At 73.9% G+C, this 25,732-nt stretch carries 17 protein-coding genes and 1 tRNA gene; 6 read left to right on the top strand and 12 right to left on the bottom strand.

Annotated features, from left to right (window positions below):
* Positions 1 to 511: 511 nt before the first annotated feature.
* The 3 genes from AC07A4_RS32155 to AC07A4_RS32145 all read right to left on the bottom strand — a co-directional run bounded on the left by AC07A4_RS32155 (position 512) and on the right by AC07A4_RS32145 (position 6,923).
* Positions 512 to 2,620 (bottom strand): sensor histidine kinase, encoded by a 2,109-nt coding sequence (locus AC07A4_RS32155; RefSeq protein WP_478605476.1) that lies wholly within the window; start codon positions 2,618 to 2,620, stop codon positions 512 to 514.
* Entirely contained in the window at positions 2,610 to 3,383 is a 774-nt protein-coding gene (locus AC07A4_RS32150; RefSeq protein ID WP_478605473.1) for a response regulator transcription factor, read from the bottom strand. Before AC07A4_RS32150 ends, AC07A4_RS32155 begins: the two co-directional genes overlap by 11 nt.
* A gap of 156 nt (positions 3,384 to 3,539) precedes the next feature.
* On the bottom strand, positions 3,540 to 6,923 hold the full coding sequence (locus AC07A4_RS32145; RefSeq protein ID WP_478605471.1) for a BTAD domain-containing putative transcriptional regulator: 3,384 nt from the start codon (positions 6,921 to 6,923) through the stop codon (positions 3,540 to 3,542).
* Between the two features lie 79 nt (positions 6,924 to 7,002).
* On the opposite strand from AC07A4_RS32145, the gene AC07A4_RS32140 reads away from it, so the two are divergent.
* The 3 genes from AC07A4_RS32140 (at position 7,003) to AC07A4_RS32130 (ending at position 10,030) form a co-directional block, all read left to right on the top strand.
* The gene (locus AC07A4_RS32140; protein ID WP_478605469.1) at positions 7,003 to 7,992 is read left to right on the top strand and encodes an alpha/beta fold hydrolase; all 990 of its coding nucleotides are present in this window, start codon (positions 7,003 to 7,005) and stop codon (positions 7,990 to 7,992) included.
* Positions 7,993 to 8,069: 77 nt separating this feature from the next.
* Positions 8,070 to 9,422: a sensor histidine kinase gene (locus tag AC07A4_RS32135; RefSeq protein WP_478605467.1), complete on the top strand. Its 1,353-nt coding sequence runs from the start codon at positions 8,070 to 8,072 to the stop codon at positions 9,420 to 9,422.
* Positions 9,386 to 10,030, top strand: coding sequence for a LuxR C-terminal-related transcriptional regulator (locus AC07A4_RS32130; protein ID WP_478605464.1), 645 nt, complete (start codon positions 9,386 to 9,388; stop codon positions 10,028 to 10,030). Before AC07A4_RS32135 ends, AC07A4_RS32130 begins: the two co-directional genes overlap by 37 nt.
* Positions 10,031 to 10,062: 32 nt before the next feature.
* On the opposite strand, the gene AC07A4_RS32125 is transcribed toward AC07A4_RS32130, so the two are convergent.
* Complete coding sequence (locus AC07A4_RS32125; RefSeq protein ID WP_478605463.1) at positions 10,063 to 10,308, bottom strand: DUF397 domain-containing protein; 246 nt, start codon at positions 10,306 to 10,308, stop codon at positions 10,063 to 10,065.
* Positions 10,295 to 11,119, bottom strand: coding sequence for a helix-turn-helix domain-containing protein (locus tag AC07A4_RS32120; RefSeq protein WP_478605460.1), 825 nt, complete (start codon positions 11,117 to 11,119; stop codon positions 10,295 to 10,297). The genes AC07A4_RS32125 and AC07A4_RS32120 overlap by 14 nt, the downstream gene beginning before the upstream one ends.
* Positions 11,120 to 11,230: 111 nt before the next feature.
* Here AC07A4_RS32120 and AC07A4_RS32115 point away from each other — a divergent pair, with 111 nt between their 5' ends.
* A complete protein-coding gene (locus AC07A4_RS32115) occupies positions 11,231 to 11,464 on the top strand; it encodes a hypothetical protein (protein ID WP_478605458.1) in 234 nt (77 codons plus the stop codon).
* Positions 11,465 to 11,791: 327 nt separating this feature from the next.
* Entirely contained in the window at positions 11,792 to 13,021 is a 1,230-nt protein-coding gene (locus AC07A4_RS32110; protein WP_478605456.1) for an RICIN domain-containing protein, read from the top strand.
* Here AC07A4_RS32110 and AC07A4_RS32105 read toward each other — a convergent pair.
* On the bottom strand, positions 13,002 to 13,709 hold the full coding sequence (locus AC07A4_RS32105) for a class I SAM-dependent DNA methyltransferase (RefSeq protein ID WP_478605453.1): 708 nt from the start codon (positions 13,707 to 13,709) through the stop codon (positions 13,002 to 13,004). The two genes, AC07A4_RS32110 and AC07A4_RS32105, sit on opposite strands and share 20 nt — an antisense overlap.
* A gap of 36 nt (positions 13,710 to 13,745) precedes the next feature.
* Positions 13,746 to 14,450, bottom strand: a complete 705-nt coding sequence (locus tag AC07A4_RS32100; RefSeq protein WP_478605450.1) for a hypothetical protein — start codon at positions 14,448 to 14,450, stop codon at positions 13,746 to 13,748.
* A gap of 295 nt (positions 14,451 to 14,745) precedes the next feature.
* On the opposite strand from AC07A4_RS32100, the gene AC07A4_RS32095 reads away from it, so the two are divergent.
* On the top strand, positions 14,746 to 15,456 hold the full coding sequence (locus AC07A4_RS32095; RefSeq protein ID WP_478605448.1) for a TetR/AcrR family transcriptional regulator: 711 nt from the start codon (positions 14,746 to 14,748) through the stop codon (positions 15,454 to 15,456).
* A gap of 191 nt (positions 15,457 to 15,647) precedes the next feature.
* On the opposite strand, the gene AC07A4_RS32090 is transcribed toward AC07A4_RS32095, so the two are convergent.
* The 5 genes from AC07A4_RS32090 to topA form a co-directional block, all read right to left on the bottom strand.
* A tRNA-Thr gene (locus AC07A4_RS32090) sits at positions 15,648 to 15,721 on the bottom strand.
* Positions 15,722 to 15,830: 109 nt separating this feature from the next.
* Positions 15,831 to 17,429, bottom strand: coding sequence for an alpha/beta hydrolase (locus AC07A4_RS32085; RefSeq protein ID WP_478605445.1), 1,599 nt, complete (start codon positions 17,427 to 17,429; stop codon positions 15,831 to 15,833).
* A gap of 604 nt (positions 17,430 to 18,033) precedes the next feature.
* A complete protein-coding gene (locus AC07A4_RS32080; RefSeq protein WP_478605444.1) occupies positions 18,034 to 19,239 on the bottom strand; it encodes a DNA polymerase III subunit delta' in 1,206 nt (401 codons plus the stop codon).
* Positions 19,240 to 19,420: 181 nt separating this feature from the next.
* Positions 19,421 to 22,639, bottom strand: coding sequence for a dTMP kinase (tmk, locus tag AC07A4_RS32075; RefSeq protein WP_478605442.1), 3,219 nt, complete (start codon positions 22,637 to 22,639; stop codon positions 19,421 to 19,423).
* A gap of 151 nt (positions 22,640 to 22,790) precedes the next feature.
* Positions 22,791 to 25,622 carry a type I DNA topoisomerase gene (gene topA / locus AC07A4_RS32070; RefSeq protein ID WP_478605440.1) on the bottom strand — a complete coding sequence of 944 codons (2,832 nt, stop codon included), beginning with the start codon at positions 25,620 to 25,622 and terminating at the stop codon, positions 22,791 to 22,793.
* Between the last annotated feature and the right edge of the window lie 110 nt (positions 25,623 to 25,732).

Below are 25,732 nucleotides of genomic sequence, written 5' to 3'. Positions count from 1 at the left end.
CTCCCCCGGTGCCCGACGCCCCCATGGGCTGTCGCGGCCACGCCAAGTTGGGGGCCGTTGGGGCCATGTTAGCGATCTGTTGGCGGCGGCTGATGTGATCACCTCATCGGACCTGGCCCCGCCGGTGCGTGCGCTTCGGCGCGTGGCTCGGGGGAGTGTCACCGGCGCGGCCGGGTCCGCCCAACGCCCCCTGGGCGGCCTCACGCAGGCCGGGGTGCTCCTTTTTCCCCCACCCACCCGCCCCTCCATCGCGCTCCGCGCTCGTCCTCAAACGCCGGACGGGCTTGATTGCCGCGCTTCGCGCTTGTCCTCAAACACCGGACGGGCTGAATCCCCGCGCTCCGCGCTTGTCCTCAATCGCCGGACGGGCTTGATGGTGCCGGTTACGGCAGGTATTTCAGCCCGTCCGGCGTTTGAGGACGAGGCGCGGAGCGCCAATGTCTGTGAGCGGGGGAACGGGGGCAGCCGCACCCGGAGCGGGAAGGGGCGGGCCTGGGGCGCACCGCGAGGGTCACGTCACCGGGAGCAGCAGCGTGAAGACCGTCCCGCGCCCCACCTCACTCTCCACCTCCACCGTCCCCCCATGCGCCTGCACAAGGTTCCGCACGATGGCAAGCCCAAGCCCACTGCCCCCCGTGGCCCGCGTCCGCGACTTGTCGGCGCGCCAGAACCGGTCGAACACATGAGGAAGATCCGCCGCGGCGATCCCGGTCCCCGTATCGGCGACGGCGATGACCACGCGGCCGCCCGAGGCCCGGCAGGTCACGGTGACCTCCCCGCCCCGGGGCGTGTGCCGGATCGCGTTGGAGACGAGGTTGCCGACGGCCTGCCGCAGCCGCAGCGGATCGGCGGTCAGCCACGGCTCCCCCTCGGCGCGCGCCCCGATCCGCACGCCCGCCGCGTCCGCCCGCGCCTGGTGCGCGGCGACGACCTGCTCGGCGAGGTCGGCGGCGCACGCGGGCTCCCGGTGCAGCCGCAGCGTGCCCGCGTCGGCGGCGGCGAGGTCCTGGAGGTCGTTGACGATGTGCTGCAGGAGCAGCGCCTCCTCCAGGAGCGAGGTGACGAGCTCGGGGTCGGTCGCGACGACCCCGTCCTCGGCGGCCTCGAGCCACCCCCGGATGTTCGACAGCGGCGTACGCAACTCGTGCGCGACGTCGCTGACCATGGCCTTGCGCTGCTCCTCCAAGGCCCTGCGGTGCTCGGCCATGTCGTTGAACGCGGCGGCGAGCTGGCTGATCTCCCCCGCCGAGCGGGCCGGCACCGGCTCGGTGACCTCGCCGGACTTCATGCGCTGCGTGGCCGTGGTGAGGGCGCGCAGCGGCCGCGTGAGCCGGGTCGCGGCGAACGCCGTGACGGCCACGGTCACCGCGAGGACCGCCGCGGCGAGCCCGGTGATGCGCGTGACGTTGGCGGCGGAGAGCCGGAAGCCGCTCGCGGAGGGGCGACTCCCGTCCTGGCTGGTGATGAAGAGCAGGGCGGGTGAGGAGACGTAGGGGGCGAGCTGCTCGCGGCGGGCGCTGTCCACGCAGGTGGCGGCGAGCGCCTCGGCGGGATCGACGGCCTCGCCGGGCGGCGCGGGCGACGGCGTCGGGGGCTGCTTGACGCCCTCGGTGCCCCCCGGGTCCCCGGCGTCCCCGGGCTTCGAAGGGGCCGAGGGCGCCGGGGACTCCTCGGACGGCGGCCCCACGACCACGGCACCGTTCGCGAACAGGCGCGGCGCGCCGTCGCGCGCCACGGTCAGGCCCAGCTTCAGCGGGTCGTGGCCCTTGCGGCGCATGCACGCCTCGGCGAGCTTGTTGATCTTTTCGAGGGCCTTGCGCTCGGTCTTCGTCGGCGCGGTGAGGTAGTCGCCGCCGCAGCGGTAGTCCGCGAGCTGCCGGACGCCCTCGTCCTGCACCTGGACGTACGGGCGTCCGCTCGGGCTCTCCACGGTCTTCGCCGCGACCCCGACGCCCCGCAGGCAGCCGAGGTACTTCTCCGTCACCGACCGCAGGTCCCGCCGCTCGTCGGCGGGCAGCCGGAACGGCCCCACGGCGCGCGGGTCGATGCGGTCCACGGCGCCGGTGCCGGTGCCGAGGCCCTCGCCGGAGTCGGGGCCCGCGCCGATGCCGAGGGCCTCCGCGGTGTCGTCGCCGCGCCCCGTGGCCAGCGCGGAGTCCACGGCGAGCGGGTCGACGACGGCGGACGCGCGGGCGGGCAGCCGTCCTTCGTGGTGCGGGTCGCGGCTGGCCGAGTCGGCGATGACCTTGCGGTCCTGGGTGGTGAGGGCGATGCGGCGGCCCGTCTCGACGGAGAGGTCCCGTACGGTCCGGTCGGCGTCGCGCCAGTTGGGCGTGGTCGCGGCGAGCCCGAGGAGACGGTCGTAGATGCGGGCGTCGTCGGCGAGCACCTGCCCCTGTTCCTGGCGGATCGCCCCGGACGTGGTCTGGGCGGCGAGCCAGGCGGTGGCGGCGATCGACAGGACGGACACCAGCGCGGAGACGGCGAGCAGCCGGGTCAGCAGGCTCTTGCGGACGGGGACACGGGTGCGGACCACTCCGCCGTCACCGCCACGGCCGCCGCGCCCGCCGCGCCCGGTGGGCGTCTTCGCGCCGCCCTCGGTCCTGGCCTCACGCCCCACGACGCCCCGCCGGGTCCGCCGCGCCCTGGTGCGCGGCGAGCTTGTAGCCGACCCCGAAGACGGTGACGAGGCGGCGCGGGCGGCGCGGGTCGTCCTCGATCTTCTTGCGCAGGTTGAGGACGTGCACATCGACGGTACGGGCGGATATGTACCCCGATGACCCGTGGATGCGGTCCAGGAGCTGGGGGCGCGTGAACACCCGCTCCGGTTCCGCCGCCATCGCCGAGAGGAGTTCGAACTCGCCCGGCGTGCACTCCACCGGACACCCGTCCACGGTCACCTCGTGCCGCAGCGTGTCCACGACGAGCCCGCCCGCGCGAAGCACCTGGGTCTCCGCCTCGGGCGGCGGCCGGTGCGCGGCTCCGCTGGCGCGGCGCAGCAGGGTGCGCACGCGGGCCATCAGCTCACGGGGGCTGTACGGCTTGGTGAGGTAGTCATCCGCACCCAGGTCGAGGCCGAGCAGCAGGTCGTCCTCAGTGGAGCGGGCGGTGAGCATGAGGATGGGCAGCGTGCCGGTGCCGCGCTGGCCGTCGGCGGGGCCGGGCTGCGGGGCCGACCGCAGCACGCGGGTCACCCCGAGCCCGTCGATCTCCGGCATCATCACGTCGAGGATCAGCAGGTCGGGGTCGTGCCGCCGGACCTGCTCCAGGGCGGTGCGCCCGTCGTGGGCGACCCCGACGGTGTGGCCCTCACGTTCCAGATAGCGGCGGATGAGGTCGGCCTGCTTCTCGTCGTCCTCCGCCACCAGGACAAATGCGCACATGCGCCCGAGCATAAGCGGCGGTGCTCCGCCTCCGGTCCGCGCGCCCGCGCCCTAACAGGATCCTCATAACCCCGGGGCGCGGGCCGGACCGCCGCAGATGCCGGAGGGGTGGCGGCCGCCGTCTCCCCAGCGGCCGTCTCGGCGGTCACCGTCACCTCAGCGGCCGTCGCCGCCCCCTCGCACCGCCGTGAGCGCGGCTCGCGCGGCGGCCGCCCAGTGCGGGGCCCCGGCGCGTTCGGCGACGGCGAGGGCCTGCCGGTAGTGGGAGGCGGCGGCGTCGGGCCGCCCCAAGGCGACGGCGAGGTCGCCGAGTTCGCGGGCCACGGGACCGAGCGCGAACAGGCCGCTGCCCCCGCCCGCCAGCTCCGCGCGGGCGGGCAGGAGGCACTGGTACGCGGCCTCCATGAGCGCGGTGTCGCCCCGGCGGGCGGCCGCGCGGGCGCGCAGGCACCACTGGAGTTCGAGCAGCTGACCGGGGACGGGCTCCTCGTCGACCGGCTCCTCGTCGACCGGCTCCTCCCCCGCGTCCTCGGGAACACCCAGGCACACCAGGGCGAGCCGCAGCGGCTCTTCCTCCTCCATGCCGCTCATCCCGCTGCCGCGCAGCCGCCCGGCAGCGTCGCGGTACGCGGCCGCCGCCTCCTCGGCCCGCCCGGCGACGGCAGTGCGCAGCGCCCCGTACCAGCCCGTGAACACAGCCACCAGCGGCAGCCCGTACCGCTCGGCGAGGCGGTCGGCGGCGGCGGCGTTGTGGTCGGCGCGGTCGAAGTCGGCGAGGGCGCTGTGGGCCTGGAGCAGCATGAGGTGGCCGAGGACCTCGAAGGTGGGGAGCCCGTGGCGGGCGGCGAGCTCGACGAGCTCCACGCCGACGCGGGCACGCTCCGGGGCGAGCCCGGGGCGGTGGAAGGTGTGCAGGAACCGCCCGTTGAGGGCGAACGCGAGCAGCCCGGCCGCCTCGTCACCGCCCGCCGGGGCGGCACCCAAGACCTCCCCCTCGCCTCCACCACCCCCATACAGCGCCCGCGCCAGGGCCTCCGCCTCCCGGGCCGCCTCGGCGCCCGCGGTGCCGGTGTCGCCCCGGGTTTCCATGGCGAGGGCGGTCAGCGCGCGGCAACGGGTGACGCGCCGGTCCCGGGTGCCGTCGTCGGGGAGCGCCGCGAGGGCCTTCGTGGCGGCGGCCACGACGCGCAGGGACAGGTCCTCGTCGTCGTTGCGGGCCCAGATCCCGGGCACGTCGAAGGCCCCGACGACGTGGGCGGCCGTCTCCGCGTCCCCGCTCGCCTCGACGACGGCGAGCGCGTCGGCCCGGTGCCGCCGCGCCTCGGCGAGCCCACCGGTGACGGCGAGGTTCCGGACCAGGCCCATCAGCGGAACGAGCCGCCCGGGCGCGGAACCCGCCGCCCCCGCCGCCCTGTCGTACGCCTCCAGCGCGGCGCCCCACCACCGGCCCGCCCGGTACGGCGCCCCCGCCGCCTCGGCGCGGCGGGCCGCCTGGGAGGCCGCGGCGGTGGCGCGGGCGGACGTCGCGCGGGTCGCGGCGGTGGTGTAGTGGTGCGCGATCGCCTCCACGGCGTCGGGGCGCAGGGCCTCCAGGGCCTCGGCGACCGCCGTGTGCAGCCGGGCCCGGCGCGGCCGCGACAGGTCGCCGTACACCGTCTCGTGGACCAGCGCGTGCGCGAACCGGACGCGCTCGGCGGCCAGTCGGCCCGCCTCGGGCTCCGCGAGGAATCCGGCCCCGGTCGCGGCCTCCACGGCGTCCAGGACGGCGTCCGCGCCGCCCTCGTCCGCCGCGAGGGCGGCAAGGACGTCCAGGTCGGCCTCCGCCCCGACCACGGCCGCCTGCCGCAGCACGGCGCGCGTCGGCGGCGCGAGCGCGGCCAGACGCGCCCGCACGAGATCCCGTACGCCCACGGGGACTTGCGACAGCGCGGCGGCGCCGTCAGCCGCGTACAGACGGGCCAGTTCCCGTACGAAGAAGGGGTTGCCGCCGCTGCGGCGGCGCACGGCGCAGGCGGTCGCGGCGTCGACGGGCCGCCCGGAGACGGCCGCGAGAAGATCGCCGACCGCCCGCTCGGTGAGCCCGCCCGCCCGCACCCGCACCGGCTCCGCCCGCGCGACGCGCCCCAGGAACGCGCCGAGCGCGGGCGGCACTTCGGTGTCACGGTAGGTGCCGACGGCGAGCACGGGCCGCGCGGGCGGGGCCGCCGTCAGGGCGGCGAGGAGGTCGAGGGTCTCCTCGTCGGCCCCGTGCAGATCGTCGAGGACCAGCAGCAGCGGCCGCTCGCGCGGGGCGAGCCCGACGAGCTGCCCGGCCACCCACCGCGACCGCCGCAGCCCCGCCCCGGCGGGGTCCGCCCCAGCCCCGAGCGCCTCCGCGTCCCGGGCCGGGAGCCCGAGTTCACCGAGCAGCTCCGTCCAGGCCCACGCCGCCGGGGCGCCGCCGCCCTCCGGTACGCGCCCCCAGGCCGTCGTCCAGCGCGCCGCGCCGAGGCGTCCGGTCAGCTCACGGGCGAGGGCGGTCTTGCCCGCGCCCGCGTCGCCGGAGAGCAGGGCGAGGGTGAGCCGTCCGGTACGGGTGGCCGCGTGCGCGGCGGCTTCGAGCGCGGCGAGCTCAGCGTCGCGCCCGATCAGTGCGGCACCGCCGGGCGCGTCCGGACCGACCGGCTCCGCCGCCGCCCGGGAAACCCCGCCCGCCCGCACCTCCGGCGCCCCCGGCACCCGCTGCGCCAGGATCTCCCCTTCCAGGCGCCGGATGCCGTCCCCCGGGTCAAGGCCCAGCTCTCCCGCCAGGGTCTCCCGTGCCCTGCGCAGGGTCGCGAGGGCGTCGCCCTGGCGGCCCGCGCGGTACAGGGACAGGGCCAGGAGCTGCCACGCCTCCTCGCGCCAGGGGTGGGCCTCGACGTGGGGCTCCAAGTCGAGGGCTACCTCCGCGGCGCGCCCCAGGGACAGCGCCGCGCGGGCCCGGCGCTCCACGGCGAGCAGGCGGAGCCCGTCCAGGCGGGCGACCTCCGCGCGGGCCCAGTCGGTGTCGGCCCACTCGACGTAAGCGGGCCCGCGCCACAGGGCGAGCGCCTCGTCCAGGGCGGTGAGCGCGGCCTCGGGCTCCGGGGACCCGGGGTCCAGGAGCCGCCCCGCGTCCCGTACGGCCGTCTCGAACCGCCACGCGTCCACGGCGTCCGGCGCGGCGAGCAGCGCGTACCCGGGCCCGGACGTCACCAGGAGCCGGGCGGGCGCGCGCCGCTCCCTGCCGGGTTCGAGGGCTTTGCGGAGCGCGCCCACGAAGGTGCGGACGGTGCCGACGGCGGTCGGCGGCGGCTCGTCCCACAGGTCGTCGACGAGCCGGGCCACGGGCACCGTACGGCGGCGGGCGATGAGGAGCCGGGCGAGGACGGCGCGGTGCCGGGGGCCCTTGAGGCCGAGCTCGCGCCCCCGCGCGTCGCGGGCGCGCAGCGGCCCGAGCACGTCCAGGGTCACCGCCTCCGGCACGGCCCCTGACACGGCCCCTGACGTCGCGTTCTCCTCGTCGTCCCGCTCCGGCACCCCCTCAACGTACCCGCTCGGCGGACACCGCTCAGCGCGTGCTGATCCAGCGCTGATCCGCGCCCCGCAGGCTGAGGGCATGACACACAGCACCCCCACCGAACCCCACGCCGAAGGCATCGAAGGCATCGAAGGCGTCGAAGGCGTCGAAGGCTTTGACGGCATCGAGGGCATCGAAAGCTTCGAGGGCTTCTCCCGTCACCGCGTCCCCGTCACCGACGAGGGCGCCGCGGGCGTCCACCTCGCGGCCGTCGTCGGCGGCAATCCGTCCGGCAGCCCGGTCGTCCTGCTCCACGGCTTCCCGCAGACCCGCCTCATGTGGCGCCACGTGGCGCGGGACCTCGCGGCCGACCACACCGTCATCTGCCCCGACCTGCGCGGCTACGGCGCCAGCGACAAACCGGCCGAGGCCGCGGACGGGCAGACGTACGCCAAACGCACCATGGCGGCGGACGTGGTGGCCCTGGCCCGCGCGCTCGGGCACGAGCGGTTCGCGCTCGCCGGGCACGACCGGGGCGCCCTCGTGGCGATCCGCGCGGGCCTTGACCACCCGGAAGCGGTCACGCACCTGCTGTCCCTCGACGTGCTGCCGACGCTCGACATGTGGGACGTGATGCGCGGCACGACGGGGGCCGTCGGCTTCCACCTGTACCTGATGGCGCAGCCGCCCGGCCTCCCCGAGCGGATGATCGCCGCCGACCCGGACGCGTTCTTCGGCCACTTCCTCGACGCGTGGGCCAAGGACGCGACGGCGATCCCCGACCACGTACGGGCCGCGTACCTGGCGGCCTGCCGCGAGGCCGTGCCGTCCATCGTGGCCGACTTCCGCGCGTCGGCGGCCGCGGACGTCGAGCACGACACGGCGGACCGCCTGGCCGGGCGGGGCCTGCGGATGCCGGTGACGGTCCTCCAGCAGGACTGGGGCGCGGCCCTCGGCTTCGACGCGGCGGGCCTGTGGCGCCGCTGGGCCCCTGACCTCGCCCACGAGACGGTGCCGTGCGGCCACTTCATGGCGGAGGAGGCACCGGAGCGGGTCACGGACGCGATCCGGAAGCTCCTGCTCCGATAATGCCCGCGGCGGCCCGCGGGCGAAGAGGGGAGTTTTTACCACCGACTTCGGGCCACCGCCGCTCCAATAATGAATCCATGAACCCCCTACGGCAGCAGCCCGCGGCGCCCCACGGCAAAGACTCCCCGGCCGCACCGGCACCGACCGCTTCAGGCCCGACCGCCTCGGGCCCGACCGCCTCGGGCCTGACCGGCTTCCGCCGCTGCGTGACGCTGTGGCTCCTCTCCTGGCGCGCGCTGTGGCTCTCGCTGTGGCTCGGGGTCGTGTACGCCGAACTCCGCAACCCCGTGGGCCTGCGGCTGCTGCCCGGGGCGGTCCGGGCGACGCGCGACCTCGCCGACCGCCAGCGCGCGCTCGCGGCCCGCTGGTCCGGCGTCGACATCCCGGCCCCGTACGCCGAACTCCCCGCGACCGGCGGGGCCGAGGCGCTGCGGGCGCAGCTGCTCGACAAGGGCAACCAGGTCCACCGCGACTGGCGCTGGACCACCCTCGACCCCTACCTCGGCGGCGCGCTCACCGTCGTACCGCTCCTGCTGCTGCTCAGCGGCGTGTGGGGCGCGCTGACCGCGCTGTACGGACCGAGCGCGGCGGAGGACTGGGGCAGCCTGTGGTACCTGTTCATCCCCGTCTACGACGAGGTGACGGCGGTCCTCGCGGGCGTGCTCGCCCTCGCCGCGTTCCCGCTCGCCCTCTGGTCGGGGCCGCGCCTGCTCACCCGGCACGCCCGCTATCTGCGCGTCATGCTCGCGCCGAGCGAGGCGGAGCTGCTCGCGGCGCGCGTCGAGCACCTGAAGTCGAGCCGGTCCGACGCCGTCGACACGCAAATGGCCGAAATCCAGCGCATCGAGCGGGACTTGCACGACGGCGCGCAGGCCCGTCTGGTCGCGATGGGCATGACCCTCGACGCCGCCGAGCACCTCCTGGTGACCAATCCGGAGGCCGCGCGCGACCTGCTCGCGGAGGTCCGCGAGTCCTCCACCGCCGCCCTCAAGGAGCTGCGGGACCTGGTCAAGGGCATCCATCCGCCGATCCTGGCCGACCGCGGACTCGGCGATGCCGTACGCTCCCTCGCGATGATCTGCCCGCTGCGCACCGAGGTCGAGATCGACCTGCCCGCCCGCCCCGAGCCCCCGGTCGAGTCCGCCGTCTACTTCGCGGTCTCCGAGCTGCTCACCAACGCCGCCAAGCACTCCGGCGGCGAGCGCTGCTGGCTCGACCTGCGGCACGAGGGCGGCGCCCTGCGCGTCACGGTCACCGACGACGGCCAGGGCGGCGCCGATGTCGCCACGGGCACCGGGCTGCGGGGCGTGGAGCGCCGCCTCGCGCACTTCGACGGCGTCCTCGCCGTGAACAGCCCCGTCGGCGGGCCGACCCTGGTGACCATGGAGGTGCCGTGCGCGTTGTCCTCGCCGAAGACCACTTCCTGCTGAGGGACGGCGTCACCCGGCTCCTGCGGGCCTTCGGCCACGAGGTCGTCGCCGCCGTCGACAACGGCCCGGACCTGCTCCCCGCGCTCATCGGCCACCGTCCCGACGTCGCCGTGGTCGACGTCCGGCTGCCGCCCGCGTTCTCCGACGAGGGCCTGCGCGCGGCGGTCGCCGCCCGCACCGAGGTCCCCGGCCTGCCGGTCCTGCTCCTGTCCCAGTACGTGGAGCCCTTGTACGCGCACGAGTTGCTGGCGACGGGCACGGAGGGCGTCGGCTACGTCCTGAAGGAACGCGTGTCGAACGGCGCCGAGTTCATCGCCACCATCGAGCGCGTCGCGGGCGGCGGCACCGCCATGGACCCCGAGGTCGTCTCCAAGCTGCTCGGGGGCCGCGCCCGCGACGAGCCCCTGGGCACGCTGACCCCGCGCGAGCGCGAGGTCCTGGAGTGCCTGGCGCAGGGCCGCTCCAACGCGGGCATCGCGGAAGCCCTGTTCGTGACGGAGAAGGCGGTCGCCAAGCACGTGGGCAACATCTTCACGAAGCTGGCCCTGCCGCAGTCGGAGACGGACAACCGCCGGGTGCTGGCGGTACTCGCGTACCTGGACCGCTAGCACCCCTCACCCACTCCCCGAGGCCCCTTGGATCAAAGACAGCCACCGCGGACCGCGCCGACGAAGGCCGCCCACGCGGGGGCGGCGAAGACGAGGGCCGGGCCGCGGGGGTCCTTGCTGTCGCGGACGGGGACGGGGGCCGGAGGGCGGGCGCCGCGCGCCCGCGGGCAGGCGTCGCTGACCTCCAGGCAGCTTCCCTCGTTGGGCCCGCTGTGGGTGGACCTGCGCCAGGCCCGCAGGACCGAGGAGTCCGGGAGAACGTGTTCACTGGGGCTCATGCTCGTATTCCTCCGCGACGGACCTCATGACGGCGAGCGACTCGCGCCACGGCAGTGCATCGCCCAGGGCGAGATCGTAAGCGGCCAAACACTGCTGCACTACTGACGGGGAGTCCCAGACCTTCCCCGTCCGCCACCCTTCCACGTAGACGACCGGAGGCAGGTCCTCGAACCACATCAGCGAGACCATGCCTTCCATCAGCGCGTGCGCGCCCGCTCCGAACGGAAGGACATACGGCAGCACTCGGCGGCGCTCCCCCAACTCCACGATATGCCGCAGCTGCTCCGCCATCACGGCGGCGCCACCAACGGGACGCCGCAGCACCGCCTCGTTCAACAGGGCCCACACCACCGGCGTCTTGATGTCGTCAAGAATGCGCGCCCGCGCGAGGCGTGTGTCGACGGCCCTGTCACACTCCTCCGGCGACATCGGCGGAAAGCCCATCCGGAACAGCGCCCTCGCGTATCCGGCCGTCTGCAGAATCCCGGGAACGGATTCCGACGCGTACTCGCGAATCACCGTCGCCTGCTGCTCAAACTCCTTTGCATCCTCAAAGTGTTCGGCCACCTTGCGCCCGGCGGACGCGGGCAGGAACCGTACGAAGACCCCACCCGCCTCCAGCGCCACGTCCAATCGACGGGCGTCATCCACATTGGGACGACGGCGGCCCGCCTCGATGTGCGCGATGTGCGTACGCGACATGATCGCCCGGACGCTCAGCTCTTCCTGAGTGAGCCCGGCGGCTTCGCGACGCGCCCGCAGCTCCTCACCGTATCGGAGACGTGATTCCGGATTGTCCACAATTGCCATGCTCAACTACCCCCCGTGTCACAGCAGTTGTCACCCCGCGACCTCTGGCGAGCCTAACCACGACCTGCGCAGTGTGTGGCCGGAAAGCCACACCGAGCGAAAGGCCTTCTCATGGCAACAGCACGCCCCGCCCACGGCCGCGACGCGTTCGTCGCCCACTCCACCATCGACGTCTACGGCCCCGGAAAGGTCCTCGGCGTCGACGGCGAACACCGCCGGGTCCGTTTCATCCACTTCATAGGAACGGTACGAGCGGTGGACCTACGCCCCGCCAACTCCAAGGAACGCAAGGAACTAGCCGCGTGGCTCCGCCGAAAGTCGGAGCGCTACAACAATGAGTGGTAGCGAGGGCCAGGCACGAAGTCCCAGCCCGTCCGGCGCTAGAGGACGAGGCGCGAGGTTCCAGCCCGTCCGGCGTTTGAGGACAAGCGCGCAAGCGCGGAGATCCAGCCCGTCCGGCGTTTGAGGACGAGGCGCGAAGCGCCAATGCGGTTGAGCCGGGGGCCCGGGGGCGGCAGCCCCCGGTTCGGGAAGGGGCGGGCCTGGGGCGCCCCGCGAGGGCCCACGCGGAACCACCCCCCTGGTTGAGAGGTGAATAACGTCCGAAACCGTCCCGTATCGGAACCCCCCGCCCCCCTCCTAGGCTGACTCCCCCACTTCCGGGAGGCAGACATGACAGACACAACGGCACTGTCCGAGGGCGTCTACTTCATCAGGAACGAGGCAACCGGCACCTACGCCACCGTACGACCGGGCGCGGGCGAGAAGCAGGGCGCGAAGGTCGTACTGGAGGAGCGCCGAGCCGAAGACGGCCAGGCCCGCCACGCCCAGCTGTGGCACATCCGCCCGAACGCGGCCCGCGAGGGCGCCTGGACCATCCAGAACGTACGGAGCACGCTGCGGATCGACATCATGGCGGGCCGCGACCGCGCGGGCGCAGCCGTGCAGCAGTGCCCCGCGGAGTCCCGCGACGACCTGCTGGTGTCCCAGCTGTGGCGCCCGGAGCCCACGGCCGACGACGTCTATGTGTGGCGGAACGTCAACAGCGGCAAGAACCTGGCGGTGCGCGGCGAAGGCCACCAGACGGGCGCGCACCTGGAGCAGGCGAACCCCCTCGGCGAGCAGGACCGCGGCACCCAGCTGTGGCGCCTGGAGCGCGCCCCCGCGCTCGGCGCGGCCAAGGGCTTCGACGCGCTGACGGCGAGCGTCGTATCGGGCCGCGGCGGCGCGATCGGCGCCGCGCTCACGGGTCTCACCGGCCTGACGAAGGGCGTCCTGGACGCGGGCGGCGGCGTCTTCGAGACGATGGCGAAGGTCGTGCCGGACCCGAAGGCGCCCTACCTGCGGTTCGACGGCTTCCGCGGCGACGAGTTCATCCGCTTCTCGCAGCGGCACGGCATCGAGGCCGGCCCCAAGAAGATCAGCGAGCAGTTCCCGCGCCTGCCCGAGGGCTTCCTCGGCGGCTACGAGGACGTCCTGACCGCCCGCAAGCACAGCGGCCACTCCCATGTGGGCATCGTCCAGGAACGCGCCTGGGAGTTCTCGGAGCGCTCGGCGAGCACCACGCCGGTGGGCCTGGCGGAGCTCCTTCCGCCGGACGCCCGGGTCCGCGCGGCCACCATCGCCGACGCCCAGGGCACCACGGTGGCCCTGTTCACGGACACCACCGTGGTGCGCGTCGACGCGACGTTCGCGCCCCCGGCCACGGAGGTCCGGCTGCCGCACGCCCCGGCCGCGTTCCAGCGGGAGCTGGACACCGCGACCTCGTACGCCGTGGACGACGAGATGCACTTCCTCCTCGTCAAGGGCGAGGAGTTCGCGGTCGTCACCGAGGGCAAGCTCGTGCACGGCCCGGCCAGGCTGGGCGACGCCTACCCCTTCCTCACCGGGGTGTGGCTGTAGCTCCCTCGACGACTCCCCCGGCGGCTCCCTCAGCAACTCTCTCGACAGGCCGCGCCGCGAGCACGTGCGCGTGCTGAGTGAGCTCCCCCTCGTACGGCTCGCGGACCAGCTGCGCGGTCAGGGCGAACCCCGCCTCGCGCAGCTGGTCCGCGATCCAGTCCGGCCGCCGGCGGTGGAAGTCGAGGTCGACGTCGTGGCCGAAGGCCTCGTCGAAGTGGCGAAGCCCGTCCCCGGCCTGGAAGCCGAGCAGGAGCGGGGCGCCGGGAACGAGCGCGCTATGGAACCCGGCGAAGACCTTCGGCAGGTCGGCCGCCGGGACGTGGATCGTCGAGTACCAGGCGACCAGGCCGCCGAGGGAGCCGTCCGGGACGTCGAGCCCGGTCATCGAGCCCTCGTCGAACCGCAGCCGGGGATAGGCGGCGCGGGCCTGGGCGAGCATGCCGGGCGACAGGTCGACGCCCCGTATCCGCAGGCCGAGCGAGGCCAGGTGCGCGGTGACGTGCCCGGTGCCGCAGCCGATGTCGACGACCTCCCCGGCGCCCGCGTCCCGCACCAGCTCGGCGTAGGCGCCGAGCGTGGCGCGGGTCAGCGGACAGGCGTCCACCTCCGCGCGCCACCGCTCGTGGACGGTGGGCGCGAGGGCGTCGTAGGAGGCGCGGGTCTTGGTCAGATAGCTCTCTTCGGTCACGGGCAAGGACCGTAGTGGGCGCCACTGACAGCGCGGCTACACCTCCTGCGGAGCCACCGTCGGCAGCGGAAGGGGCGCCGACATCGGGTACGCCGAGGGCGCCCCGCCCGCCTCGCGCGACTTCGGCAGCCACAGCGAGAGGATCGCGCTGACCCGGTCGAAGACGGGCTCGGCCCGCAGCGGTGCGGGCAGCAGCGCGCCCAGGGATTCGCCGCGCTCCAGGTCATCGTTGCGCGACGCGATGGTGTGCAGTCCGATGAGCCGGTGCTCGGGCTGGTGCAGCAGCCAGACACCGCCGAGCCCGCGCGCCTCGGCCTCGTCCCGCACGGACGCCCAGACCCCGTCGAGCGCGCCCTCGGCGTCCCCCTCGTACCGGAACCGCTCGAACCGGCTGACGTGGTGGTCATCGAGCGGCGTGAAGTTGTGCGCGCCGACGACCCGCCACACGTACCGCTCCACGTTCAGGAAGAACGGTCGGCTCCAGAACTTCACGCCCGGCTCGAACTCCAGCTCCTCACTGGTGAACCGCTCGTAGTCGAGGACGTCCCGCCACGTCTCGAAGAGGTACCGCCCACCGGTGAAGTGCGTCCCGCCGAACGGCTCGAACCGGCTCGGCATGTACTTCGCGTACATCCCCGGACGGGCGTCCATGACGCGCCGCTCCACCTCCTGCTTGTCGACGATCTCCTGCACACCGACGCCGTCCGCGAGCGGAAAGTCGGACGTGAACGCAGCCTCCATGGGAACCGGCCCGACGCCGTACCCCTTGATGGGCCCTGCCCCATACGCGTACGCAGCCACAACAAGCCTCCAACGACTCTTCTTCTACTTCTGCCAAAGACGACGGCACAGCACAGCACGGCACGGCACGGCGCCAGAAAGCACCAGATAGGCCCCCGGTCCGCACTCAGTACTCAGCACTCAACAGTCGGCACTCAGCAGTCGGCGCCCGGCGGCGCCGCACACCAGAACCATAATCCGAACACCGACCAATCTCCAAACACTGTTCAATCTTTACCCGCCGTACCATGTCCGTATGACACCTCCCACGGATGGCGCCCCCGCGAGCAGACGCGCGCGCCACCGCGCCCAGACCACGGCCGAGATCAAGGCGACCGCCCTGCGGCACCTGACGGAGGGCGGCGCCGACGCCGTCGCGCTGCGCGGCATCGCGCGGGACATGGGCATGGCGCCCGGCACCTTCTACAGCTACTTCGACACCCGCGAGGCCCTGCTCGCGGCGCTCGCCGCCGACGCCTACCGCGCGCTCGCCGCGCGGCTGCGCGAGGCCCGCGACAGCGCCCCGGACCCGGCGGGCCGCGCCGTGGCGCACGGGCTCGCGTACCGGGAGTGGGCGCTCGCACACCCGCAGGAGTTCCGCCTCCTGTTCAGCGGCCGCAGCCCGCACGCCGACACCGCCGACACCACAGAGGCGGAATACGACCTATGCCTAGGCATAGTAGAAATCGCCACCACGGCCCCTCCCACCCCCTCCACCCCCACCAACCCCCCATACACCTGGACCGACTTCGCCCCCGCCTTCACCAAGGTCGCCCGCGCCGCCTTCCCCACCCTCACCCCCGAAACCCTGGCGCGCTCCCTCCGCCTCTGGGGCCGCATGCACGGCCTGGTCACCCTGGAAATCGACGGCCTCCTCCACCCCCAGACCACGACCCCGGAACGCCTGTACCGCGATGAACTGAGGGACATCGCGACCTGGTTGCACGACTCCCCACCGGGTCCCTGAGCCCAGGCCGCGAAGCATCCCCCGGGCAGGCGGGCAAGGAGCGACGTGTTCGAGCGGATGGGTGGGCGCCGACAGAGGCCGACGTCTTCGGCGACGCCGCCGAGGACGACGGCCTCACGCCGGCGCCGCAGATGCGTCCATGGAACGAGAAAACCCCAGGTCAGAATCGTTCTGACCTGGGGTTCCAGATGAGCCGCCTTCGGGATTCGAACCCGAGACCTACGCATTACGAGTGCGTTGCTCTGGCCATCTGAGCTAAGGCGGCGCGCGTCCCGCACCTATGGTGCGATCAGCAACGTCAGCAAGTCTACACAGTTTCCGGGGGTGCTCCGTACACCCCTCCGCGCGGGGGCGCGGAGGGGTGTGAGCTGGGGTTACGTGCAGCGCTTGGCGTGCTGGGGGGTGCGGCCCTCCAGGAGGTACGTGTTGATCGTGTCGTCGACGCAGCGGCTGCCCCGTCCGTACGCCGTGTGGCCGTCGCCCTCGTAGGTGAGGAGGCGGGCCGAGGAGAGCTGGGAGGCGAGGGCCTCGGCCCAGCGGTAGGGGGTGGCGGGGTCGCGGGTGGTGCCGGTCACGAGGATCGGGGCGGCACCCTTGGCCTCGATGCGGCGGGGCTCACCGGTGGCCTTGGTGGGCCAGTACGCGCAGTTCAGGGCCGACCAGGCCAGGCCCTCGCCGAAGACCGGGGAGATCTTCCGGAACTCGGGCAGGGCGTCCTGGACGTCCTGGGGAGAGGTGAAGGCCGGGGGCAGGTCGAGGCAGTTCACGGCGGCGTTGGCGTACATCAGGTTCGAGTAGGCGCCGTCGCCGTCGCGCTCGTAGTAGCTGTCGGAGAGCGAGAGGAGGGCGGAGCCGTCGCGGTTGCGCAGGGCCGCGGTGAGGGCGTCGCGCAGCTGGGGCCAGGCCGACTCGTCGTACATCGCGGCGATCACACCCGTCGTCGCGAGCGCCTCGCCCAGCTCGCGGCCGCCGGAGGGGCCCGGGTCGCCCGCGGCGATCGGGTCGCGGTCGAGGCTGGTGAAGAAGGCCTTCAGGCGCTTGCCCGCGTCCGCGGGGTCCTTGCGGCCCAGGGGGCAGTCGGACTGCCGTACGCAGTCCTTCGCGAAGGACTGGAACGCCGTCTCGAAGCCCTCCGTCTGGTCGCGGGTCATGCGCCGGGCCGTCAGGGAGGGGTCCATCGCGCCGTCCAGGACCAGGCGGCCCACGCGGTCGGGGAAGAGCCCGGCGTACGTCGCGCCGAGGAACGTGCCGTACGACGCCCCCACGTACGTCAGCTTCGCGTCACCCAGGGCGGCCCGCACGATGTCCATGTCGCGGGCCGCCTCCGCCGTGGACACGTGCGGCAGGAGGTCGCCCGCGCGCTTCGCACAGCCCTCCGTGAACTTCTTGTACGAAGCGGTCAGTTGGGCGGTCTCCGCCTTGTCGTCAGGGGTCACGTCCGTCTGCGTGTACGCGTCCATCTGACGGTCGTCGAGGCAGGTAACGGGCTCGCTGCGGGCGACGCCGCGCGGGTCCACCGCCACCATGTCGTACCGGGCGCGGATCTTCTCGGGGTAGCCGAGCGCCGCGTACGACTGGAGGTAGCCGATCGCGGAGCCCCCGGGTCCGCCCGGGTTGACCAGGAGCGAGCCGAGGCGGTCGGCCCGCTTGCCGGTGGCCTGCTTGCGGGACACCGCGAGGCGCAGGTCGCCCGCGCCGGGCTCGGCGTAGTCCCGGGGCGCCCGCAGCGTCGCGCACTCGAAGTCCGGCACCCCGCACGCGCGCCAGCGCGGCTTCTGCGCGTAGTACGACGCCAGCTCCTTCGGCGTGGCCCGGGGCTGCGCGGCCATGGCGACGTCCGCCGCCGAACCGCCCGACGAGCAGCCGGAGATGAGCAGTCCGGCGGCGAGCAGCGCGAGGCCGCCCCGGCGGAGGCGGGAGCGCCGGAGGCGGCCCACGGGGCGGGGGGCTCCGGCGTGACGGGTGGTCTCCATCACGCGAGCGTAACGCTCGGCGTTGGAACGATCACCATGCGTGCCCGTATGGGTGATTCGGCCTGGCGAGGGGCGAGGGGCGAGGGGAGGAGCTGGCGGGCAGCGACAGGGGCTGGGGGCGTCGGAGGGACCGGGGGGCGGGGGGGGTGGCTGCGGGCCTCTCAGCCCGGCAGGGGCGGAGCGGGGCTCGGCCCGGCCAGGGCGAGTGCGGGGCCCGGCCCGGCCAAGGCAAGTACGGGCCCAGCTCGGCCGGAGCGAGTGCGGGGGCCCAGCCCGGCCAAGGCGAGCCTGGGGCTCAGCCCAGCCGGAGCGAGTGCGGGGCCCAGCCCAGCCAAGGCCAGCCCGACGCCCAGCCCAGCCGGAGCAAGTCCGACGCCCAGCCCAGCCGAGCCCAGCGCAACGCCCAACCCAGCCAAGGCCAGCCCGACGCCCAACCCAACCAAGCCCAGCCCAACGCCCAACCCCGCCAAGCCCAGCGCAACGCCCAGCCCAGCCGGAGCAAGACCGACGCCCAGCCCAACCAAGCCCAACGCCCAACCCCGCCAAGCCCAGCCCGACCCCCAGCCCAGCCCGACCCCCAACCCCGCCAACGCAAGCGCCCCGCTCACCCCGCCCGCAGTGCCACCGTCATCGCCTCCACCGCAAGCAGCGGCGCCACGTTGCGGTCCAGCGCCGTGCGGCACGCGCCGATGGCCTCGATGCGGCGCAGCGTCGACTCCGGCGTCGTACCGCGCGCTATCCGCTCCACCATGTCCTGCACCTCCGTGTTGGCGAGGGGCACCCGGGAGCCCAACTGGAGGGCCAGCACGTCCCGGTAGACCCCGGTCAGGTCGATGAGCGCCAGGTCGAGGCTGTCGCGCTGGGTGCGGGTCCTGCGGCGCTTCTGCTTGTCCTCTAGCTCCTTCATCACGCCCGCCGTGCCGCGCGGCATCCGGCCGCCCTGGGCCGCGCCGAGCGCCGTCTTCAGGTCCTCGGTCTCCTTGGCGTCCACGTCCTCGGCGACCTGCTTGGCCTCATCGGCGGCCGTGTCGATCAGCTCCTGGGCGGCCTTCAGGCAGCCGCCGATCTCCTCGACGCGCAGCGGCAGCTTGAGGACGGCGGCCCGGCGCTGGCGCGCGCGCTCGTCGGTCGCGAGGCTGCGGGCGCGCGCGATGTGGCCCTGGGTGGCGCGGGCGGCGGCCGCGGCGGCCTCCGGCTCGATGCCGTCGCGCCGCACCAGCATGTCGGCGACGGCGGCCACCGACGGGGTGCGCAGCGTCAGGTGGCGGCAGCGGGAGCGGATCGTGGGCAGCACGTCCTCCAGGGAGGGCGCGCAGAGCAGCCACACCGTGCGGGGGGCGGGCTCCTCGACGGCCTTCAGGAGGACGTTCCCCGCGCCTTCGGTGAGGCGGTCGGCGTCCTCCATGACGATGACCTGCCAGCGGCCCCCGGCGGGCGAGAGCTGGGCGCGGCGGACCAGCTCACGGGTCTCCTTGACGCCGATCGACAGCAGGTCGGTGCGGATGACCTCCACGTCCGCGTGCGTACCGATCAGACTCGTGTGGCAGCCGTCGCAGAAGCCGCAGCCGGGTTCGCCGCCGAGCGCGCGGTCCGGGCTCACGCACTGCAGGGCGGCGGCGAAGGCACGGGCGGCGTCGGCACGGCCGGAGCCGGGCGGGCCGGTGAACAGCCAGGCGTGCGTCATCTTCGACGACTCGGGCGGCGGCGCGTCCGTGCCGACGGCGGTGACCAGGGTGTCGGCGTCCCGCGCGGCGGCCGCGAGCTGCTCGCTCACCTTCTCCTGGCCCACCAGGTCGTCCCATACCGGCATGGGTCACCGCCTTCGCCTTGCTGCCGCGTCACGTGCCGCGCTGTCGGAAATCATTGTGGGGCACGGCACTGACAACGCCGCCCGCGACCGTGGTGACCTGGGCTTTCACGCCGTCGTACGGTCAACAGCGCGCCGCCCGAGCCCGGGTGTCAGCGCTGCCGCCCGCCACCCGAGCCAGGTGTCAGCGCTGCCGCCCGCCGCCGTCCTCCGGCTCGTCCTCGCGCGCCCCGCCGAGCAGTTCGTCCGCGAGCGACGGCAGGTCGTCCAGCGGCGTCTCCTCCGCCCAGTCGGAGCGGGCGCGGCGCGGGACGCCGTGCTCGTCGACCTGGGGAAGCTCGCGCGTACGCTCGTTCGGACCGACGTCGCCGCCCCGCGCCGGACGCTCGTCGCGGAAGTAGCCGGGCGGCACCTTGTCCGACACGTCAGCACGCGCCGCGCCGCCGCCGTCCTCCCGTACCTGCGGAAGCACCGCCGTCTCGTCCGCCGCACCAAGCACACGCACCTGCGGAAGCACAGCGGTCTCATCGGCGGCACCGGAACCAGAGGAACCGGCGGCACCAGCGGCTCCGCCCTCGGTGACCCGGGGCAGCTTCGCCGTCTCGTCGGCCGGGCGCGCCGCGTTCGGGTCCACGACCGGCGTCAGGACGGTGGTCTCGTTGTCGGGCATGGCGGGTGTCGTGGGCGCGGTGGAGGCGGCGGGCGCGTCCGGCGACTTCGACAACCGCGGCGGCTTCGGCGACTCCGGCGGGGCGGGCGGTGCCGCCGGGGCCGGTGCCTTGACCGGAGGCGGCGGCGGGGGCGTCCGCATCGCCGTCGCGGCCTCGGCCGCCTCCGCGAGGCGTCGCGCCTCCTCCGCCCGACGCAGCGCCTCCTCCGCCTTGCGCTGCTTCTCCAGGCGCCGCTCCTCCGCCTCGGCGCGCAGCCGCGCCTCCTCCTCGGCCTCGCGGCGGCGACGCTCCTCCTCGGCGGCCCGCGCCTGTTCCTCGGCGAGGCGCCGGGCGCGCTCCTCCTCGGCCTTCCGGCGGGCCTCCTCGGCGCGCTGCCGGGCCTCCTCGGCCTGGCGCTCGGCCTCGCGACGCTGGGCCTCCTCCAGCTCGCGCCGCTTGCGCTCTTCCTCCTCGGCGCGCAGCTTGGCGAGCTGCTCCTGGCGTTCGCGCTCCTTGCGCTCCTCCTCGGCCTTGCGGGCCGCTTCCTCCTCGGCGCGGCGCCGCGCCTCCTCCTCGGCCTTGCGGCGGGCCTCTTCCTGGGCCTTGACCTCGGCTTCGGAGAGCGGCAGGACGACGTCGAGGCGGTGCCGGATGACGGTGGTGACCGCCTCCGGCTCCTGGGCGGCGTCGACGACCAGGTACCGCCCGGGGTCGGCGGCGGCCAGCGTGAGGAAACCGGAGCGCACGCGCGCGTGGAACTCGGCGGGCTCGGACTCCAGGCGGTCGGGCGCCTCGGTGAAGCGCTCGCGGGCCGCCTCGGGCGCCACGTCGAGCAGGACGGTCAGATGCGGTACGAGGCCGCCGGTCGCCCAGCGGTTGATGCGGGCCACCTCGGTGGGCGACAGGTCGCGGCCCGCGCCCTGGTAGGCCACGGACGAGTCGATGTACCGGTCGGAGATCACCACGGCCCCGCGCGCGAGGGCGGGCCGCACGACGGTGTCGACGTGCTCCGCGCGGTCGGCCGCGTACAGCAGTGCCTCCGCGCGGTGCGAGAGACCGGCCGACGACACGTCCAGGAGGATCGACCGCAGCCGCTTGCCGACCGGCGTGGCGCCCGGCTCGCGCGTGACGACGACCTCGTGGCCCTTGCCGCGGATCCAGTCGGCGAGCGCCTCGGCCTGTGTGGACTTGCCCGCTCCGTCGCCGCCCTCCAGGGCGATGAAGAAGCCGGAGTCGGCGGGCGTCTGCACCGGGTCGTCGCCGCCGCGCAGCGCGTCCCGCAGGTCGTGGCGCAGCGGCACGCCCTGCCGGTCGTCGGCCTTGGCGAGGACGAGCGCGGCCACGGGCAGCAGCAGCGCGCCGACCAGCATCAGCGTGAAGGAGGCGCCCCCGTGGTCGAAGACGAACTTGCCGTTGGCCATGCGGTGCGGCCCGATGACGGCGGCGAGCAGCGGTGCCACGAGCGCGGCGAGCGCCACGGTGAGCCGTACGGCCGCCTGGAGGTGCTCGGTGGTGCGCGCCCTGCGGTAGTCCTCGACCTCCTGGTCGAGCAGCGCGTGCCCGGTGTTGGCGGCGACGCCCGCCGCGACGCCCGCGAGCAGCAGGATGAGGAGCACGGTCGTCAGGTCCGGCACGAGCCCGGCCACGAGCAGCGCGACGCCGGTCAGGGCGATCGCGAGGGCGAGCAGGCGGCGGCGCGACAGGGACGGCAGCAGCGCGGGGGCGAGCCGGATGCCGACGACGGTGCCGCCGGTCAGGGCGCAGACGAACAGGCCGTAGGTGACGGGCCCGCCCTGCAGGTCCTTGGCGTGCAGCACGGCGACCGCGACGGCCGAGGCGACGGCTCCGGCGACGGCGGCGCAGGCGGCGACGAGCAGCGGGATGGTGCCCGTACGGCCCTTGTCGGCGCCGCTTCCCGTACGGGGCCTGCGCAGGCCCTCCAGGGGGCTTCGCGCGCGGGGGGTCTGGGTGCCGGGCAGGCGCAGGGCGTAGACGATCGTCGCGGACGCCGCGAACAGTCCGGCCGCGAAGAACGCGGCGAGCCCCGCCTGGTGCAGGTCGAACCAGTCGACTCCGGAGCCGAGCAGGTTGCTGACGAGCGTGACCGCGACGAGCGCGAACGCGGCCAGCGGCAGCGCGATGAATCCCGTACGCAGCGAAAGGCGCCGCAGGGCGTCCATGTGGTCCGGCAGCGGGCGCACGGCGGCGCCTTCCGGAGGCGGCATGGGCAGCAGCGCGGGCGCGGCGCTCTCGCGGGCGACCGTCCAGAAGCGCTCGCTGACGCCGACGACGAAGGAGGTGACGAGGAGCACGGCGAGCGCGCTGTCCGGCGTCCAGTCGATCCACAGGGGCGCGCAGATCAGCAGCGCGGCCCGCACGCCGTCGGCGCCGACCATGGTCCAGCGGCGGTCCAGGGGCCCGTCGGGCGAGGTCAGGGACGTGAGGGGGCCGAGCAGCACCGCTCCGAAGAGCAGCGTCGCCAGGATGCGCGCCCCGAAGACGGCGGTGACGGCGATCGCGACGCCTCGGTAGCCGCCGCCGAACGAGCCGTCCGCGATGGCCGCCTGCAGGCCGAGGACGACGAGCACGAGCAGCGCCAGGGCGTCACCGACGCTCCCGACGAGGTGCGCGCTCCACAGCCGCTTCAGCTGCGGTGCGCGCAGCAGGGCCCGCACCGCACGCTCGCGGGAATCCGCGACCAGGGAGTCGTCGGGCGCCGTGGACGTGGCGGGTGGCTGCTCGGCACGCGTCATCCGTCCAGCCTATCTGGAGGCCCGTCGTCCCCGGGGACGACGCCCGAACATACGGGCGCCGTCCACAGAAGCCTGACGTGCCGGACCGCGAAACGTCACACTCGGACCCGACGGTCCAGGGCCCGGCCCTCTGGGCCCGGCCGCTCCGACGTCAGTCGGCGGCCTCGGCGGTCGCCGTCTTCTTGGCGACGGCCTTCTTCGTAGTGGTCGTCTTCTTGGCGGCCGTCTTCTTAGCCGTCGTTTTCTTGGCGGCGGTCTTCTTGGCTGCCGTCTTCTTCGCGGGAGCCTTCTTCACCGCCTTCTTGGCGGTCTTCTTCGCGGGGCCCTTGGCCCGCTTCTCCGCGAGGAGCTCGTAGCCGCGCTCCGGGGTGATGTCCTCCACGGAGTCGGCCGCCCGCAGCGTCGCGTTGGTCTCGCCGTCCGTCACGTACGCGCCGAAGCGGCCGTCCTTGACGACGACGGGCTTGCCGCTGACCGGGTCCTCGCCGAGCTCCTTGAGCGGCGGCTTCGCGGCGGCGCGGCCGCGCTGCTTCGGCTTGGAGTAGATCTCCAGGGCCTCGTCGAGGGTGATCGTGAAGAGCTGGTCCTCGGTCTCCAGGGAGCGCGAGTCCGTGCCCTTCTTCAGGTACGGGCCGTAGCGCCCGTTCTGCGCGGTGATCTCCACGCCCTCGGCGTCCGTGCCGACGACGCGCGGCAGCGACATCAGCTTGAGCGCGTCCGCCAGGGTCACCGTGTCCAGGGACATCGCCTTGAAGAGCGAGGCCGTGCGCGGCTTGACCGCGTTCTTGCCGGTCTTCGGGGTGCCCTCGGGGAGCACCTCGGTGACGTACGGGCCGTAGCGGCCGTCCTTGGCGACGATCTCGCGGCCCGTCTCGGGGTCCGTGCCGAGCTGGAAGTCGCCGCTCGGCTTGGCGAGCAGCTCCTCCGCGTACGCGACCGTCAGCTCGTCCGGAGCCAGGTCGTCCGGGACGTCCGCGCGCTGGTGGTTCTCGGAGTCCTTCTCACCGCGCTCTACGTAGGGGCCGTACCGGCCGACGCGCAGCACGATGTCGTCGCCTACGGGGAAGGACGACACCTCGCGGGCGTCGATCGCGCCCAGGTCGGTGACGAGCTCCTTGAGGCCGCCGAGGTGGTCGCCGTCGCCGTTCCCGGCGTCCGCCGCGCCACCGGTCGTCCCGGTGCCGTCGCCCTCGCCGAAGTAGAACCGCCGCAGCCACGGCACGGCCTGGGCCTCGCCGCGCGCGATGCGGTCGAGGTCGTCCTCCATGCGGGCGGTGAAGTCGTAGTCGACGAGCCGCCCGAAGTGCTTCTCCAGGAGGTTGACCACGGCGAAGGAGAGGAAGGACGGCACCAGGGCCGTGCCCTTCTTGAAGACGTAGCCGCGGTCCAGGATGGTGCCGATGATCGACGCGTACGTCGACGGGCGGCCGATCTCGCGCTCTTCGAGCTCCTTGACCAGGGAGGCCTCGGTGTAGCGGGCCGGGGGCTTGGTGGCGTGGCCGTCGACGGACATGTCGTCGGCGGACAGCGCGTCGCCCTCGGAGACCTGCGGCAGACGGCGCTCGCGGTCGTCCAGCTCGGCGTTCGGGTCGTCGGCGCCCTCTACGTAGGCCTTGAGGAAGCCGTGGAAGGTGATGGTCTTGCCGGACGCGCTGAACTCGGCGTCCCGGCCGTCGGCGGTGCGGCCGCCGATCTTCACGGTGACCGAGTTGCCCGTGGCGTCCTTCATCTGGGAGGCGACGGTCCGCTTCCAGATCAGCTCGTAGAGCCGGAACTGGTCGCCGGTCAGACCGGTCTCGGCGGGCGTGCGGAAACGATCACCCGAGGGGCGGATCGCCTCGTGCGCCTCCTGCGCGTTCTTGACCTTCCCGGCGTACGTGCGCGGCTTGTCCGGCAGGTAGTCGCTGCCGTACAGCTGCGTGACCTGCGTGCGCGCCGCCGTGACCGCGGTGTCGGACAGCGTCGTGGAGTCCGTACGCATATAGGTGATGAAGCCGTTCTCGTACAGCTTCTGGGCCACCTGCATGGTGGCCTTCGCGCCGAAGCCGAGCTTGCGCGAGGCCTCCTGCTGCATCGTCGTCGTACGGAACGGCGCGTACGGAGAGCGGCGGTACGGCTTGGACTCGACGGAGCGGACCGAGAAGTCCGTGTTCTCCAGGGCGGCGGCGAGCGCGCGGGCGTTCGCCTCGTCCAGGTGCAGCGTGTTCTGGCTCTTCAGCTGCCCGACGGAGTCGAAGTCGCGGCCCTGGGCGACGCGCTTGCCGTCGACCGTGGTGAGGCGGGCCACCAGCTGCGAGGGGTCGCTCAGATCACCGGCGCGACCGGTGCCGAAGGTTCCGGTCAGGTCCCAGTACTCGGCGGAGCGGAAGGCGATGCGCTCGCGCTCGCGCTCGACGACGAGCCGGGTGGCGACGGACTGCACGCGGCCCGCCGAGAGCCGCGGCATGACCTTCTTCCACAGCACCGGCGAGACCTCGTAGCCGTACAGGCGGTCGAGGATGCGGCGGGTCTCCTGGGCGTCGACCATGCGCTTGTTGAGCTCGCGCGGGTTGGCGACGGCACCCTGGATCGCGTCCTTGGTGATCTCGTGGAACACCATGCGCTTGACGGGGACCTTGGGCTTCAGGACCTCGAGGAGGTGCCACGCGATGGCTTCGCCCTCGCGGTCCTCATCGGTGGCGAGGAAGAGTTCGTCGGACTCCTTGAGGAGATCCTTGAGCTTCTTGACCTGCGCCTTCTTGTCGGCGTTGACGACGTAGATGGGCTGGAAGTCATGCTCGACGTCCACGCCGAGGCGGCGCACCTCGCCCGTGTACTTCTCGGGGACCTCCGCGGCGCCGTTGGGAAGGTCACGGATGTGCCCGACGCTCGCCTCGACTACGTATCCGGGGCCGAGGTAGCCCTTGATCGTCTTCGCCTTGGCAGGGGACTCGACGATGACGAGTCGGCGGCCGCCCTGTGCGGTCTCGCTGGTCGGGGACAACTTCGCTCTTCTCTCCGGTCGACGCTCGGTAGGCAGTGCGGGGACGGCGCCCCGGGGGGTCGCCGTGACGGCGCTTGCGGTTGCGCTGTCGCTGCGGAGTGTGACGGTAC

The organism is Streptomyces sp. NPDC043996, from assembly GCF_056435225.1.
Note: the sequence above shows the minus strand (reverse complement) of the source record. Positions and strands in the feature narration are given on the sequence as shown.

Coding starts and splice junctions, on each gene's coding strand:
- AC07A4_RS32150 (WP_478605473.1), bottom strand. CDS start 3,383: ATGTGCGCATTTGTCCTGGTGGCGGAGGACGACGAGAAGCAGGCCGAC.
- AC07A4_RS32140 (WP_478605469.1), top strand. CDS start 7,003: ATGACACACAGCACCCCCACCGAACCCCACGCCGAAGGCATCGAAGGC.
- AC07A4_RS32135 (WP_478605467.1), top strand. CDS start 8,070: ATGAACCCCCTACGGCAGCAGCCCGCGGCGCCCCACGGCAAAGACTCC.
- AC07A4_RS32125 (WP_478605463.1), bottom strand. CDS start 10,308: ATGAGCCCCAGTGAACACGTTCTCCCGGACTCCTCGGTCCTGCGGGCC.
- AC07A4_RS32120 (WP_478605460.1), bottom strand. CDS start 11,119: ATGGCAATTGTGGACAATCCGGAATCACGTCTCCGATACGGTGAGGAG.
- AC07A4_RS32115 (WP_478605458.1), top strand. CDS start 11,231: ATGGCAACAGCACGCCCCGCCCACGGCCGCGACGCGTTCGTCGCCCAC.
- AC07A4_RS32110 (WP_478605456.1), top strand. CDS start 11,792: ATGACAGACACAACGGCACTGTCCGAGGGCGTCTACTTCATCAGGAAC.
- AC07A4_RS32100 (WP_478605450.1), bottom strand. CDS start 14,450: ATGGAGGCTGCGTTCACGTCCGACTTTCCGCTCGCGGACGGCGTCGGT.
- AC07A4_RS32095 (WP_478605448.1), top strand. CDS start 14,746: ATGACACCTCCCACGGATGGCGCCCCCGCGAGCAGACGCGCGCGCCAC.
- AC07A4_RS32085 (WP_478605445.1), bottom strand. CDS start 17,429: ATGGAGACCACCCGTCACGCCGGAGCCCCCCGCCCCGTGGGCCGCCTC.
- AC07A4_RS32080 (WP_478605444.1), bottom strand. CDS start 19,239: ATGCCGGTATGGGACGACCTGGTGGGCCAGGAGAAGGTGAGCGAGCAG.
- tmk (WP_478605442.1), bottom strand. CDS start 22,639: ATGACGCGTGCCGAGCAGCCACCCGCCACGTCCACGGCGCCCGACGAC.